Origin of the sequence: Moraxella bovis (genome assembly GCF_025985205.1) — a bacterium.
Taxonomy (GTDB): domain Bacteria; phylum Pseudomonadota; class Gammaproteobacteria; order Pseudomonadales; family Moraxellaceae; genus Moraxella; species Moraxella bovis.
In genome coordinates, this window is sequence record NZ_CP087840.1 from 1,513,834 (window position 1) to 1,529,416 (window position 15,583).

The 15,583-nt window shown below is 47.3% G+C and carries 13 protein-coding genes; 3 read left to right on the forward strand and 10 right to left on the reverse strand.

What is annotated here, in order from left to right:
- Window positions 1-18 precede the first annotated feature (18 nt).
- Complete coding sequence (locus LP107_RS07435) at window positions 19-777, reverse strand: coiled-coil domain-containing protein (RefSeq protein WP_112742224.1); 759 nt, start codon at window positions 775-777, stop codon at window positions 19-21.
- Between the two features lie 317 nt (window positions 778-1,094).
- Between LP107_RS07435 and LP107_RS07440 the strand changes: the two genes are divergently transcribed.
- On the forward strand, window positions 1,095-2,660 hold the full coding sequence (locus LP107_RS07440) for a carbon starvation CstA family protein (protein ID WP_078273265.1): 1,566 nt from the start codon (window positions 1,095-1,097) through the stop codon (window positions 2,658-2,660).
- A gap of 125 nt (window positions 2,661-2,785) precedes the next feature.
- Here the strand turns inward: LP107_RS07440 and LP107_RS07445 are convergent, their stop codons facing one another.
- From LP107_RS07445 to LP107_RS07460, 4 genes are read right to left on the reverse strand one after another with little or no spacing between them, the layout of a single operon-like run.
- On the reverse strand, window positions 2,786-4,099 hold the full coding sequence (locus tag LP107_RS07445) for an ABC1 kinase family protein (protein ID WP_078273266.1): 1,314 nt from the start codon (window positions 4,097-4,099) through the stop codon (window positions 2,786-2,788).
- Between the two features lie 26 nt (window positions 4,100-4,125).
- Window positions 4,126-4,914 carry a HesA/MoeB/ThiF family protein gene (locus LP107_RS07450; protein WP_078273267.1) on the reverse strand — a complete coding sequence of 263 codons (789 nt, stop codon included), beginning with the start codon at window positions 4,912-4,914 and terminating at the stop codon, window positions 4,126-4,128.
- Window positions 4,907-5,743 carry a peptide chain release factor N(5)-glutamine methyltransferase gene (prmC, locus tag LP107_RS07455; protein ID WP_112742222.1) on the reverse strand — a complete coding sequence of 279 codons (837 nt, stop codon included), beginning with the start codon at window positions 5,741-5,743 and terminating at the stop codon, window positions 4,907-4,909. Before prmC ends, LP107_RS07450 begins: the two co-directional genes overlap by 8 nt.
- A 1-nt stretch (window position 5,744) precedes the next feature.
- On the reverse strand, window positions 5,745-7,265 hold the full coding sequence (locus LP107_RS07460; protein WP_181879595.1) for an AmpG family muropeptide MFS transporter: 1,521 nt from the start codon (window positions 7,263-7,265) through the stop codon (window positions 5,745-5,747).
- A 297-nt stretch (window positions 7,266-7,562) separates the two neighbouring features.
- On the opposite strand from LP107_RS07460, the gene LP107_RS07465 reads away from it, so the two are divergent.
- A complete protein-coding gene (locus LP107_RS07465) occupies window positions 7,563-7,961 on the forward strand; it encodes a type II toxin-antitoxin system HicB family antitoxin (RefSeq protein ID WP_115369864.1) in 399 nt (132 codons plus the stop codon).
- A gap of 136 nt (window positions 7,962-8,097) precedes the next feature.
- Complete coding sequence (locus tag LP107_RS07470) at window positions 8,098-9,042, forward strand: LysR substrate-binding domain-containing protein (protein ID WP_112742220.1); 945 nt, start codon at window positions 8,098-8,100, stop codon at window positions 9,040-9,042.
- Window positions 9,043-9,601: 559 nt separating this feature from the next.
- Here the strand turns inward: LP107_RS07470 and folD are convergent.
- The 5 genes from folD to LP107_RS07495 all read right to left on the reverse strand — a co-directional run bounded on the left by folD (window position 9,602) and on the right by LP107_RS07495 (window position 15,582).
- Window positions 9,602-10,453 (reverse strand): bifunctional methylenetetrahydrofolate dehydrogenase/methenyltetrahydrofolate cyclohydrolase FolD, encoded by an 852-nt coding sequence (folD, locus tag LP107_RS07475; RefSeq protein WP_112742219.1) that lies wholly within the window; start codon window positions 10,451-10,453, stop codon window positions 9,602-9,604.
- Between the two features lie 53 nt (window positions 10,454-10,506).
- Entirely contained in the window at window positions 10,507-12,834 is a 2,328-nt protein-coding gene (gene clpA, locus LP107_RS07480; protein WP_112742218.1) for an ATP-dependent Clp protease ATP-binding subunit ClpA, read from the reverse strand.
- A 93-nt stretch (window positions 12,835-12,927) separates the two neighbouring features.
- Window positions 12,928-13,938, reverse strand: coding sequence for a tRNA dihydrouridine synthase DusB (gene dusB / locus LP107_RS07485; RefSeq protein ID WP_078273273.1), 1,011 nt, complete (start codon window positions 13,936-13,938; stop codon window positions 12,928-12,930).
- Window positions 13,935-14,978: a ribonuclease Z gene (locus LP107_RS07490; protein WP_078273274.1), complete on the reverse strand. Its 1,044-nt coding sequence runs from the start codon at window positions 14,976-14,978 to the stop codon at window positions 13,935-13,937. Before LP107_RS07490 ends, dusB begins: the two co-directional genes overlap by 4 nt.
- Before the next feature lie 115 nt (window positions 14,979-15,093).
- Entirely contained in the window at window positions 15,094-15,582 is a 489-nt protein-coding gene (locus tag LP107_RS07495) for a molybdenum cofactor biosynthesis protein MoaE (protein ID WP_078273275.1), read from the reverse strand.
- Window position 15,583 lies beyond the last annotated feature (1 nt).

Genomic DNA, 15,583 nt, shown 5'->3' on the forward strand with positions numbered 1-15,583 from the left:
ACACCTTTGCTTTTACTGTTATTCGCCTGCACCGACAGGACGCTCACTCACGCCCTTATCTTCCCTTTGGGCAACGACTTCGCCCACTTGCCAGTTATAGAGCTGTTCGACACGCTCACCACCTGCATTGATTTCTAGCTTGATTTGCTTAGGCACAAAATCTTTGGGCATGACAAACCGCCCACGAATCCGCTCCACGTCTTTAATCTCATAAATGGCAGGTTTTAAGGGGATTTGCACCATGCTGGTGGCATTTAGCAGGGTCATCTTGGGTGCCATGTTCATGGTCGAGCCTGATGACGCTATCATCGCCACATCAAAACGATACTCATAGGTGTTATCAGGCAACGCCAGAATCTCACTGCCCAATATTTCAAGGGGAATACCGCCATCTTTGGCAAGTTTTTTCTTAAACAGCTCATTGACCTGAGTCAGTTGCAGGTTTTTTGTGGTCAGCTCTTCATTTTGTTCACGCAATGTTTCTAGGTTTGACAGGCTAATGTCACGCTCTTTAACCGCTGAGTCAAGCTGTTGTTTTAACTTGGCTTCATTGACCGTCATGCCTTGTAATGGGTCTTCACTGCCGTCTTGGGCTTGAACGGTTTGCAAGCTCACCCCCTTTCTTAGTCCTTGCTTGTGTCCAATTTTATAGCCAAAAACTGCCATGACCATCGCCACCAACGCCAAAGCAATGACAAACAGCACCAAAATCTGCTGTGCCGAACCACACTGATGAGAAATGCCTTGCTGGCGAAACTTACGATTTAAAGAATTCATGACAAAATCAAACCACACAAAGTGAACAATAAAGAGACATGTATATTTACACGTAAAAATACATTATTATACCAAAAAATTAACAAACGTTACGCCCTAATCTTTACCAATTTACCCTTTAAAATACAAAAATCATTTATTTATAAAATTAATCATAAATTGTTATCAGCTACCCACAAATGTGCATTGACGTTTTTATCGGTTTGCGGTATTGTAAGCGATGGTAAATTTTGGTTAGTTTTTTAAAAGACCATTATTTATTAACTTTATTTATTATGCAACAAACTATTCTGATAAAGCAATCTAGGAGATTGTTTATGTTGTGGTTTTTCTTTTGTGTCGCTGTGTTGGTGGCAGGCTATTTTGTGTATGGCAAGATGATTGAAAAAATCTTTGTCATCAATCCCAACAAAAACACCCCTGCCTACACCATGACAGACGGCGTGGACTACATCCCCATGTCCAAAAAACGCATTTGGCTCATCCAACTGCTTAACATCGCAGGCACAGGCCCAATTTTTGGCCCCATCTTGGGAGCGTTGTATGGTCCTGTGGCAATGCTATGGATTGTGTTTGGTTGTATCTTTGCAGGGGCGGTACACGACTACATGTGTGGCATGCTCTCAGTGCGAAATGGCGGGGCAAGCATGCCGTATCTGACGGGCAAATATCTGGGGCAACCTGTTAAGCATTTTATTAACTTGCTTGCTGTTGTCCTGCTTGTGCTTGTTGGCGTGGTCTTTGTCGCAAGTCCTGCCGCCCTACTTAGCTCCATCACCATGGATACTTTTGGCAGTAACGCCACAGGGGCGATTACCGAGAGCGTTACTATTGCCACCGAGAGCGTCAAAAATACCGTGTTTGGTATGGATAAAGACACCATCGTGGTGTTGTGGACAGCCCTGATTTTTATTTATTACATCATCGCCACATTACTGCCCATTGACAAAATCATCGGTCGGGTTTATCCATTTTTTGGCGGATTATTGCTATTCATGTCGCTTGGCATGACTTATGGTCTGCTTAAAAATGAATTTGGCGGACAGGGTGATTATTTCTTTAATAGTATAGGTGGTTTGACGGTTGAGAGCTTCTTTATGAATTTACAACCCAAAGGCGACTTGCCCATTTGGCCTCTCTTGTTTTTGACCATTACCTGTGGTGCGTTGTCGGGCTTTCACGCCACGCAGACCCCGCTCATGGCTCGCTGTGCCGAGAATGAGTCCGAAGGTCGCTTTATCTTTTATGGAGCGATGATTACCGAAGGGATTATTGCACTGATTTGGTGTGCGGTCGGCATGTCGTTCTATCCTGACTTGGCTAGCCTACAAGGTGCCATTGCTGACGGTTCACCCTCCAAGGTGGTCTATGACAGCTCAATTGCCTATCTTGACACCATTGGCGGTATCTTTGCGGTGCTTGGCGTGGTCATCCTGCCCATCACCTCGGGTGATACAGCGTTTCGGGCGGCACGGCTTATCATTGCTGAATTTATAACCATGGAGCAACGCACGCTCGTCAAGCGTTTGTGGATTGCCATTCCGCTATTTGTCATTGGCTTTATCGTCTCAAAAGTGGACTTTCAAATCCTATGGCGATATTTTAGCTGGGCAAACCAAACTGTGGCGGTGGTCATGCTGTGGACAGCGGCAGGCTATCTGTATCGTTATCGTAAGCTCCACTGGGTTTGCACATTGCCTGCCATCTTTATGAGTGCGGCATGTTATACGTTTTTGGCGTACAACAAAATCGGCTTTGGGCTTGATTATACGCTGTCGGTATGGATTGGCATTGGGCTGACAGCACTAACCACAGGGGCATTCTTTATGTTTGTCAAACGTGAAAGCGTGGCAGGCGACCCTGATGCGGTGGTGGTGGAATAAAAAATTACTTCCACGGCGATAAAAGTGTGAAAATGCAATTATAACATGCAAAAGAAACCACGTCCTAGAGCGTGGTTTTTTAAAAAATTTAAAATGCAATTTGTGTTACAAAAGATAGGTACGCTTTAATTTGATACCCTTTCTTCTATCACCACCTTTAACCGCTCGCCTTCAAACAGCTCCATCTCAGGGGCAAGTGTCACCATGAATCTATCAAAGTACAATAACTGCTTGGTTAATAACGCAAAATCCCTAGGAAAATGCACGCCATAACGCTTGCCAATCTCCACAAGTTCTAGCATGAGCAGGTTCAGATTATCCGTCTCTTGGGGCGAGCCATGCACCTTATCCATCATCGCTTTTAGATCGTCTGCCAGTTGTCCTACTTTGATTTTATCATGGCTGTAGGTCATGCCAATATCGACCATCGCCTGTGCCATGCCGTGATAGTCGTTAAGCTGCAGAGACTGCACCAATGAAAAACACGCCTGCAAACTGCTCGGCTTAATCCGCCCCATCAGCCCAAAATCCAAAAAGGCAATCCGCCCATCGGTTAGATACATGAGATTGCCTGCGTGCAAATCCGCATGGAACTCGCCCGTCATCATCAGCGACAAAAACCACGTATCTAACACATCCGCCATCACTTTTTGGGGTGTGGTGCGATTGCTTTGGGCGATGTCGCTAAGCAAACTCTCATCAACGAGCGACTTACCAACCAACAAATCCATGACCAACACACGCTTGGTCGATAGGTCATGATGAACTTTGGGAGCGGTGATGTGCTGACTGCCTGTTTTGTCTAAAAATTCACGAAATTTATCAATGTGGCGAGCCTCCGCCAAAAAATCCGTCTCAGCAGTCATGCGAGTGCGAATCTCATCAATAATGGGGGCAAGATTGGCGGTTTTCATCATCGGCAAGAGTCGCTCCATCGCCCAAAACGCTCCATGTAGTACACCTAGGTCAGTCTGCATAATCGCCCCAACATCGGGCTTTTGGATTTTTAGGGCGACCTGCCGTCCGTCTTTTAGGGTTGCCTTATGCACCTGTGCGATACTCGCTGACGCCAGTGGCACAGGGTCGATGAACGCAAAAATATCATCAAGCCCACGCCCATCATCGGTCAGCTCCTCAGTCAGTACTTCTTGCATTTTGGCAAATGGCACAGGCGGTGTGGCATCCAAACAGTCAGCAAAGGCAAGCACATACTCACGGGGAAACAGTGATGGTGTGCTGGCGATGAACTGCCCAAGTTTGATATAAGTCACGCCCATCTGCATAAAGGCATCTTTTAATAGATAAGCATCCATCTGCTCGCCCTTGGCAACACGCAAGGCGGATAGCCCTGCCACGCTGGCACTTTTATGTAGGCGACCTAGGACGTTTGCCCCTGTATTTAGGGATTTTTTGGCAAATTGTAATGGTGATGTTTTCATGGTTTTATCATCTAAGAATGGTACGGCTAAGCGTGGCACAGTGGGCAGTATTTATTGGTGGCAAATCGCATTTTTTGTAAAGTCATGGTTCTGCCCTGCCATAATAACAGCTCGTGAGCGATGGGGTTATGCCCCCGTCCGAGATAATCTAGGGCAATCTGTGCCGACATCGAGCCGATGATACTCACGGTGCTAGATAACACCCCTGATGTGGCACAGTTTTGGGTAATACTGCTGTTATCATCTTTGTCCTGTCCAAACAAACATTCATAACAGCCCGTCTGCTTATCAAACAACGCAATCTGCCCCACTTCACCAATGGCAGAGTTGGACAACAGGGGCAAACCGAGCGTTCGGCAGGTTTGGTTAATCAAATAACGACTGGTAAAATTATCCGTGCAATCAATCACCAAATCAGCACCACTACGCCCAATTATCGCTGTGATGTTATCTGCATTTAGCTCCACGTCTTGATGAGTGATGTCAATAAACTCATTATGCATCGCCAATGCACGGCTTGCCACTACCACTTTGGGCTGACCGACGTCCGACTCTCTAAACAGTGTTTGGCGTTGCAAATTACTACAGCTTACCACATCAAAGTCAATCAAATGCATACTCCCCACGCCTGCCCGTGCCAGAATCTGCAAGACAGGACAGCCCAGACCACCCACACCCACAATCAGCACACGGCTACTTTTTAGGCGCAGCTGTGCATCCATGTCCCAGTCATTTAGCAGAATCTGACGGGCATACCGCATGAGTTCATTATCGCTAAGCTCACTGGTAGTCATTTTTTTATCATTATCACTCATCACAAACCCCCATCGTGATTCTATCATTACCGCCATAGTCTTTGACGGTGCGAACGTCTTTAAAGCCTGCCTTGGCAAAAAGCATCCGCACGCCTGCCCCTTGGTCGTAGCCATGTTCTAAGGCTAATACGCCACTAGGCATGAGATACACTGCACTGCCCTTAATGATTTTTTCAATATCGGATAAGCCGTGATTGTCTGCCACCAATGCCGTGATAGGCTCCGCCCCCAACTGTGCCAAATGCTCATCGGTGCGTGCGATATAGGGCGGATTGGAAACGATAACATCAAAGCTCTGCATGGGGATATTTTCATACCAATTGGATTGGATAAATTGGCAATTTGCCACTTGCAAATCTTGTGCATTTCGCCGAGCAACGTCTAAGGCATGATGAGAATAATCCACCGCCAGCACCGTACTAGACGGCAACGCCTTTGCTATGCTTAGGGCAATACACCCCGAGCCTGTCCCCAAATCTAATATCCGAGCCTGCCCCAAACCCTTATCCGCCACCACATCAAGCACCGCCTCCACCAACATCTCCGTATCAGGGCGTGGGATAAGCGTGTGTTCATTGACCGCAAACTCATGCCCAAAAAAGCCCTGCCTGCCGATGACATATGCAAGTGGCACGCCCGAGCATAGTTTTGTCATGCCACCTTCCAGTCTACCATATTCATCAGCGGTCAGCAGATAATCATCGTGGGTGATTAAAAAGGCTTTATCTTTATTTAGCACAAATAACAGCAACAACTCAAACCAATGATAAGGCAGGTGTGCGTGCGATAGCTTACGAAATTGGGCTTTTAGGGCATTGATGGTGTGCATGTCATTCTTTGTCAAGTACAGACTCGTCCAGCGAGATGTGTTTATCTGCCAAATGAATCAAATATAAAATCGGCAGTCCAATCACAAATGTAATGGCAAAAAACGTGGGATAATCGGTCGCATCCACAATCGCCCCCGAATAACCACCCAAGATTTTTGGCGATAGGGTCATGAGTGATGAAAACAGGGCATACTGCACCGCCGTGAAGCGAATGGATGTCAGTGCCGACAAAAAGGCGATGAATACCGCACTTGCCAAGCCTGCCGCTAGGTTATCGGTAATCACCGCAAAATACATGACCAGAATGGTTGGTATATTGGCAAGGATGATAAATAACAGGTTCGTGGCACACGCCAGTATCGCCCCCACCATCATCGCTCGCATGACCCCCATCTGCTGAGCCACCCAGCCCCCAACAAAGCCACCGCCAATACTGGCAATCACGCCCACCACTTTGACCGCATTGGCGATTTGGATTTTGGTAAAGCCCAAATCTTGATAAAATAGGTTGGAGATGTTCCCTGCCACGATGTCCGAGATACGATACAAGCCAATGAGTGCCAGTAGCAACATCGCCTTTTTGCCATAACGGGCAAAAAAATCGGTAATAGGGGCAATCCATGTCGCCTGTGCCACTTCTCGTCTGACCACGCCTGCCTGCACCAAGCCATAGCCGACCACCCCCATGGCAACTGCACTACTGATGAACTGCACACAGCCCAGCAAAAAGGCAATACCCACACTCTCTGACTCTGGCAATACCCCACCCATCATCCGATACGTTATGATAAAAGCCACCACCGAGAGTACGAACACCACGCACAGTCTTGCGTAGTCTGCAGTTTGGGTCACCACAGGTTTGACCTGACGGATAGGCTCACGAATCAGTAGCGTGGTCGCCACACCGATGAGCATGACGCACGCCATGATGAGATAGGTTTTTTGCCATGCCACATACTGATACATGCCTTCTTTGGAGCCAAATAGCTCCGCCAAATACAACGCCCCTGCCCCCGAGATAATCATGCCAATGCGATAACCTGCCACATAACTTGCCGAGAGTGCCGTTTGCATCTCGCTAGGGGCGGACTCGATACGATAGGCATCTATCACGATGTCTTGGGTCGCCGCCGAAAAGCCGAGTAACACCGCCCCCACCGCCATCACGGACGGGGCAACCTGAGCGGGGTCAGTCATCGCCATCATAATAATGGCAGTAATGATAAACACCTGACATAACAGTAGCCATGACCGGCGATGACCGAGCATTTTACCAAGCACAGGCAAGGGCAAAGCGTCCACCAATGGCGACCAAATAAACTTAAACGAATAGCCCAACGCCGCCCAGCTAAACATCGTCACCGTACTGCGGTCAATGCCTACCTCTCTTAGCCACAAGCCCAAACTAGAAAAAATCAGCAAAATAGGCACGCCTGCGGCAAAGCCTAAAAATAGCATGGATAAAGCTTGACGATTAAAATAAGCCGTCTTAAATGCCGAAAAATCAAATTGTCGTATCATTGTATTATATGAGTGCAAAAATCATTTGCCATTTTAGACTATTTTTGGTTATTTTACAAAAAGTTATTGTGATATTTTTAAAATCAGACATGTCCATGCTCACATGTCCACCCCACACATCAAGTCAAATACGCTCACCGATAGAAACTATACCACCTAAATTGCAATATCCACATAAGATACGTTTGGTAAACAAATCAACCATCTAACCTTTTAAAGTTACCGCCAGTCTTAACATATTGCCAATTTATTATAATTATGACAAAATAAAAATCCCTTTTAGCACATCAATCCATCATGAAACTTTTTAGCGTTGCCATTAGACAAGAAGATGATACTTTTTATGCCCAAGTACCTGATTTGCCAGACATTCACGTAATTGGCGACAGCATCGCCGATACGATTGATAAAGTACGTTCCACCTTGATTGGGTATTTACAAAAACTGGCAGATGATGGCAGTGACCTGCCCCAACCTGAAAACATCACCAATCATCTAACCAACCCCAAATTTGCAGGGCAAACATGGGCAATAATCAGCTTAAATTCCATGCTCTTTAACAGCAAGCAAAAATCCTTTAACCTGCACCTGCCCCGTGCCTTACTCACCCAAATCCAAGCACAAATCGGCTATGATGAACACGACATTGAAGCCTTTATTTTAAAAGCCATAGAGCATGAACTTACCAATGCTTAACAAGCAATCATCGTCTTAACACCGTAAAAATGCCGATATTCCTAATCGGCATTTGTTTTTTCTTTTTGGGTATTTTCTTTTTTGGTGGTGACTTTTATAATGACAGCACTTTATAACTCAGATTAAGGGGCGTATCATGGCGATAGATGTGGTCATCAACCAAAAGCATTTACAAATCCAGCTCAAACAGCTAGAAACCGTCTGGCATACCGTCGTCAATGGCTATAACCTATCCCAAGCCGCCGAACTGCTCCACACCAGTCAGTCCAGCCTATCCAAACAAATCGCTGCCCTAGAAAATCAACTCAAAGCGGACGTGTTTACCCGTCAAGGCAAACGCCTAACAGGGCTTACCCCCATCGGCAAATCGCTACTGCCCCACATCGAAGCGATTTTTGCCGAGATACGCACCATCGAAAATCTAAGCCTTGATTTTAATAACGCCCAAGAAGGCACGCTGACCGTTGCCACCACCCACACCCAAGCCCGCTATGTCTTACCCACCATTGTTAAGGAGTTTTTGCAAAAATTCCCTAAGGTCAATCTGGTGCTACAACAAGCCGACCCTGAGACCATCGCCCAAATGGTCATTCGTGGTCAAGCCGACATCGGCATTGCCACCGAGAGCCTACTCAATAACGCCGTGTTACGCTGTCATCGCTATTATGACTGGTCGCACGTGGTCATCGTCCCCAAAGACCATGAGCTGTCAGGAGTAGCAGGCGTGATGGATGGCGTGGATTTGCCTGAGCTGGCAAGTTTTCCCATCATTACTTATCATGGTGGTTTTACAGGGCGAAGTGCCATTGATAGGACGTTTGAGCAGGCAGGGTTACAACCCAAAATCGTGCTTGCCGCCCTAGACTCGGACGTGATTAGCACCTATGTATCGGCAGGTCTAGGTATAGGCATCATCGCTGAGATGGCGTATGAACCTACCAACTATCCTGACCTTGTTGCCATCCCTGTGAGCCACTTTGGGCGGTTTACCAGTTGGATTGCGGTGCGTGATGACAGCGACATCCGCAAGTTTGGCGGTGAGTTTATCAAGCTGTGTCAAGCTCAATTTGATAAACGTTAGGGCGTACCCGACTTTGATATCCACCATACAAAGCCTGTTTAAAAAACAGGGAAATCGTACGTTTTTCAAACAAAAAACTTGCTTGATAGAATGACTATCAGCCTACGTTTCTCCTTAAAGACGTGCGACTTTTCGTGATTTTCATTGAAAATACAAAAAGGCAGGCACGCCCTACAATGTAAATTGTATCACAAAAGACAGGTATCCCCAATCTCTGTGCAAAAACCATAAGCAAATAGATTTATGGTAAGTCGGTTGGACAGATGTCATAAGTCTCTTATCCATCATCAATATTAGCAGGTGTTAAAACAGAGTCAATCTCTTGACCTTGTATACCCATCAGTAGATAAGTTTTAAAGCCAAATTAATACACATGTTGATTTGCACAAAAACCAAACTTACCACAAATTTAAAGTTCTTGAGTCATCCTGCACCACCATGACGACACACAGACAAGGGAACACTACCAATCAAGGAGGGTTTGTGTGCATTTTGACTGGGTGTGTTATCGCATTCATCTTATCTTTTGCCCGAAGCGAAATTGAGAATGGGGCAGTATTTACAAACCTGCTTCTAACTCGCCTGCCTCCACACTTTGGCGGATTAGGGTGTTAATGGTCATCGGTCCCACACCCCCTGGTACAGGCGTGTAGAAACTGGCAATCTCTTCAATACCGTCAAGCTCAATATCGCCCACACCGCCTGTCTTAGTCGGGTGAAAGCCTGCGTCCACGACCACCGCCCCTTGTTTTATCCAATCTTTTTTGATAAGCTCTGGCACGCCCACCGCCCCCACCACGATGTCCGCTTGGCGGACATGGTCGGCAAGATTGGCGGTTTTAGAGTGGCAAATGGTTACGGTGCAGTTGGCATTTAGGAGCATCATCGCCATCGGCTTACCCAAAATCGCACTACGCCCCACCACCACAGCGTGTTTGCCTGCCAGTGGTACGTTATGGTGATTTAGCAGGTGCATGATACCTTGCGGTGTGGCAGAACCATAAGCACGCTCGCCCATCGCCATACGTCCAAAGCCCAGACAAGTCACACCATCCACATCCTTGGATAGGGCAATCTCATCAAAACAGGCACGCTCATCAATCTGAGCAGGCACAGGGTGCTGCAATAAAATGCCATGCACATCGGGGTTGGTGTTTAATTCACGGATTTTAGCAAGTAGCTCATCAGTGGTCGTCTCGCTTGGCATTTCCACACGGATAGAGTCCATGCCCACACGCTTACAGGCATTGCCTTTCATGCGGACATAGGTCGCTGACGCTGGGTCATCGCCGACTAGGATAGTCGCCAAAATGGGCGTACGTCCTGTTTTGTCTTTCAGAGTTTGCACTCGCTCACTAAGTTCTTTTTCAATTTGACCAGCAAGGGCTTTACCATCTAAAATCTGTGCCATAAATCCACCTTTTATATTAACGCAATCATCTAATGATATGGCTTAGGATAATCCTACACCATCTCTACTGTTTGTGCTGATTTTACCACATCAAAGCGTAATTTTGATGACTTTTTATCATCATTTGCCAATTTTTCATCATCAAGCGACACTTGCACCACCCCACCTTGTGCCAGCTCACCAAAGAGTATCATTTCGGCAAGGGGTTTTTTAAGCTCATCAGTCACCAGTCGTGCCATCGGTCTTGCCCCCATGAGTTTATCATAACCCTTCTCGCCCAGATATGTACGCACGTCATCACTGACTTCTAGTACCACGTTTTTATCATCTAGGGTGCTTTGTAGCTCGATGATGAATTTATCCACCACCGAACCGATGGTCTCACTAGATAACGGAGCGAACTGCACCACCGCATCCAAACGATTGCGAAACTCTGGGGTGAAGGTGCGTTTCATTGCCTCAGAGTTATCACTGCTGTGGTCTTGCTCGGTAAAGCCCATCGATGTACGGCTAATACTCTCTGCCCCGATATTAGTCGTCATGATGAGAACAACTTGTTTAAAGGACACGCTTCTGCCGTTATTGTCGGTCAGCGTGCCATGATCCATGACTTGTAGCAGTAGGTTAAAGACGTCATGATGGGCTTTTTCAATCTCATCAAGCAGTAGCACACAGTGGGGGTGTTGATGGACTTTTTCGGTCAAAAGTCCGCCTTGGTCATAGCCGACATAGCCAGGGGGAGCCCCGATGAGTCGTGATGCGGTATGAGCTTCCATGTATTCACTCATGTCAAAACGGATAAGCTCCACGCCCAAGGCAAAGGCAAGCTGACGGGTGATTTCGGTTTTGCCGACTCCCGTTGGTCCTGCAAACATAAACGCCCCGATGGGTTTTTCGGTGGATTTTAGTCCTGCCCGAGCCAGCTTGATACTGTCGGCTAATTTACCAATCGCTTCATCTTGCCCAAAGACGACGTGTTTTAAATCTCGCTCTAAGTTTTTCAACACTTCCACGTCATCACGACTCACCGATTTGGGTGGTATGCGAGCGATTTTAGCGACGATTTCTTCGACTTGTGCCACGTCCACCGTGCCGATGATGGCTGTTTGTGTGTCATGATTAACATTGTCCAACTTCTCGCCATGTTGCAGTCGCATTCTCGCCCCTGCTTCATCGATGACATCGATGGCTTTGTCGGGCAAAAAGCGGTCATGGATGTGCTTGGCAGACAGCTCCACCGCCGATTTGATGGCGTCATCGGTATAGCTGACCCGATGAAAGGCTTCGTATTGGGCTTTTAAGCCTTGCAAGATACCAATACTGTCTTCTATGCTTGGTTCTTTGATGTCGATTTTTTGAAAACGTCTGGATAGGGCATGGTCTTTTTCAAAGACTTGGCGGTATTCGGCAAAGGTCGTTGAGCCGATACAGCGTAATTCGCCATTGGCTAAGGCAGGCTTGATAAGGTTAGATACGTCCATGGTGCTATTCATCGATGAACCTGCCCCGATGATGGTGTGAATCTCATCGATAAATAGCACGGCATTGGGCTGTTTTTTAATGGCTTTTAATAAGTCTTTGATACGGTTTTCAAAATCGCCACGAAACTTCGTCCCTGCCACCAATGAACCGATGTCAAGGCTATAAATGATGGTATCGGCTAGGGCTTTGGGGGCTTTGCCACTGGTGATGAGCCATGCCAACCCTTCGGCAATGGCGGTCTTGCCCACCCCAGGGTCGCCCACCAGTAGGGGATTATTTTTACGGCGACGGCATAGGATTTGGGCGGTGCGTTCTATCTCTGCCATGCGTCCGATGAGCGGGTCGGTCAAACCCTGCTTGGCTCGCTCGTTAAGATTTTGGGCAAACTCTTTGAGCGGGTCTTTTTTGGGGGCGGACTTTTGGGCTTTGGGGCTGTCATCTTCTTCGCTCTCGCCCTGCTCATCATTAGGCTCATTCATACCATGCGACAGATACCGCATGACTGACAAGCCTGATATTCCCTGCGATTTAAGCAGTGCCACCGCCTGTGAATCTCGCTCTTTAAATATCGCCACCAATACATCGATGCCTGACACCGCTCGCCCCTGCCCACTGGTCTGCACATGCCAAATCGCCCGTTGTAACACTCGCTGATAGGCTTTGGTCATCATGGGCGTGGCGTGCGCGCCTGTAATGCGTGGGATATAAACTTGCAAATACCGCTTTAACTCATTTGCCAGAAAGTCCAAATCCACCCCACACGCCGTCAAAATCTCTCGTGCTTCGGGGTCGCTGATAAGCCCCAGCAGCAAATGCTCAACCGTGATGTATTCGTGCTGTTCTTTGCGGGCGAAATCTTCTACCGCTTGGCGAGTGTTTTCAAAGGTTTTATTAAACATAAAAGTCCTACTTGATAAATGCTTTTATAACAATATGGGGATAATGCCACAAAAAACCATGATTGTTTTGCAAAAAAATGATGGATTATGGGATTATTTATTCGCCTGTGTGACTTTTAAAAACTCATCAACAACTTTATATTGCCCACTTGTTGTCTCCTCACGGTACATCGCCTCACGAAAGGCGTTGGAATTGGCAAGTCCGCCTGTGTACCAAGCGATGTGTTTTCGGGCAATGCGACAGCCTGAGTATTCGCCATAAAATTGATACAGCTCGTCCAAATGAGCCAGTACAATCTCACGCAGTTCACTCACGCTAGGCGATGGCAAAAGCTCACCTGTGGCAAGATAATGGGCAATGTCCCGAAAAATCCATGGTCGCCCCTGCCCTGCTCGCCCTATCATGACCGCATCCGCCCCTGTGTACTCTTGTACCCATTTGGCTTTTTGGGGGCTGTCAATGTCGCCGTTTACGATGATGGGGATTTTGGCGTCTGCCTTGACTTGCTTGATAAGCTCATAACGGGCATTGCCTGTATAAAAATCCTCTCGGGTGCGTCCGTGTATGGCAAGGGCGGATATGCCTGCGTTTTCGGCAATTTTGGCAACCGTTAGGATATTTTCTTGCCCGTTGGCAAAGCCAAGCCGTGTTTTTAGGGTAATCGGCACGCCCAAATCGGCAACCGACGCCACCGCACTGTCAAGGAGTCTTTTTACCAAATCTAAGTCTTGCAAAAGTGCCGACCCCGACAGCTTACGACACACCTTTTTGGCAGGACAGCCCATGTTAATATCCACGATACACGCCCCATTTTCCACCTGAAATCGCACCGCTTGGGCAAGTTTATCAGGCTCTGCTCCCGCCACTTGGGCGGATATGGGAGCAATCTCACCCGAGAAGTTGGCACGGTACAGCGACTTTTGGCGAGCGTATAGGGCGGTATCGGCAATAATCATCTCACTGACGGCATGACCTGCCCCAAAGGACTTAGCAAGACGGCGAAAGGGGTTATCGGTTACCCCTGCCATTGGGGCGACAATCAGGCGATTGGCAATGGTTTGATTGCCGATGGCTAGGGGGGTTAAGAGTATGTGTTTATTCATAAATTTTTGATTTTATTAGGTTCATTTATAGCATCCAAACCCACCACCACTTGCAAAAAATCCTTTGCCAGCACCAGTTTGCCGTCATAATAACTCTCCACTTCCTTACGAATATGCCCCATGTTGGGCTGTTTGGCGGTTTCATCATCAAAAGGGGCGTATCTGGCACTAAAATGGGTCAATATCAGCATGGGAACGTGGCAGGCGTGGGCGAATTGAGCAACCATTTTGGCACTAGAATGCTTAGGGTCAAATCCGCCCTGCTCGGCAGGTTTACTGACTATTTTTTGCATGACATCATCGGTATAAGTCGCCTCGTGGACGAGAGCGTGGCAGTCTTTGACGGCTTGGGTCAGTAGGCTTGGCGTGTCGTTGTCGCCTGCAATGACGATTTTGGTGGTGTTTTGGGCATGAACTTTGTAGTCATGCGGATTGATGATGTTGTCATCAAGGCTTAGGGGTGTATCCGCTTTCAAAATCTCATGCCAATATTTATTAGCGATGTTATCGGTTTTTAATTTGCCCGTCAAAATTTTGTCTTTGTCAAGGATCTGGACAATCTCAAAGCCAAACGATGCAATGCGGTGCGATAGCGTGTGCAGGCGTATAAAAATGCGATGATTGTCGCCCAAATCAAGGGGCAATTCACGCTCCAAATTATCCTCAATGGCAATAAAATCAATGGGATAATTAAACTGTAGCTCGCTCACGATGGTCAGTGTATCAAGCAGTTTGACAATCGCTTTTGGGGCGATGAGCGTCAAAGGCTTAGTGCGTCTGTTCATGCCAAGGCTCGCCAAAAGTCCGCCCAGCCCATAGCAGTGGTCGCCGTGCGTGTGCGTGATGAGTATGGCGGATAAGTCATTGGGCGACAGATGGCTTTTCATGAGCTGATGCTGAGTGCCTTCTCCGCAGTCGATGAGTAGCCAAGTATTGCGTTTGGCGTGGGCGTTGGCAACGCATTCTAGGGCAAGGGCAGAGACGTTGCGTTCACGAGTTGGCACACCGCTTGATGTGCCTAAAAAGGTGAGTTTGAACATGGAGTTAATTGATAAATATGGTGGCACATTGTACCATATTTATCAAAATGGGTTGGGATTTATCAAAATAAATCAGGGTGATTTTACCGTCCCGATGTGTCACCATCCATCGTCCCTAGCCATTATTAGACAACCACAAACTGCTGTCGTCATCATAAAATTCCTGCTTCCATACAGGAATGTCGGCTTTGATGGCGTTCAGTAACCACTCGCAGGCATCAAATGCAGGCGTACGATGAGACGCACACACCCCAATCCACACCGCCATATCGCCAATGCCAAGCTCGCCAATGCGATGAATGGCGACAGCGTGCGTGATGTCAAAGCTCACTTTGGCTTCACGGATGAGCTTCGCCCCATGATTGATGGCAAGTTGTTCATAGCCATAATAAGTCAGACGGCTTACCGCTCGCTTATTATTATGGTTACGCACCCACCCTTCAAACGTGACGAGCGCCCCTGCGGTGTCATTTAGTAGATACGATTTTAACAATCTATCATCAATGGGGTAATCCGACAAAGCAAAACCGTCCACTCGGGCAAGCTCATAGGCTTCATCCTTGGGCAGGCTTGTGATTAACGCATTATCATGAACCGTTTTCATA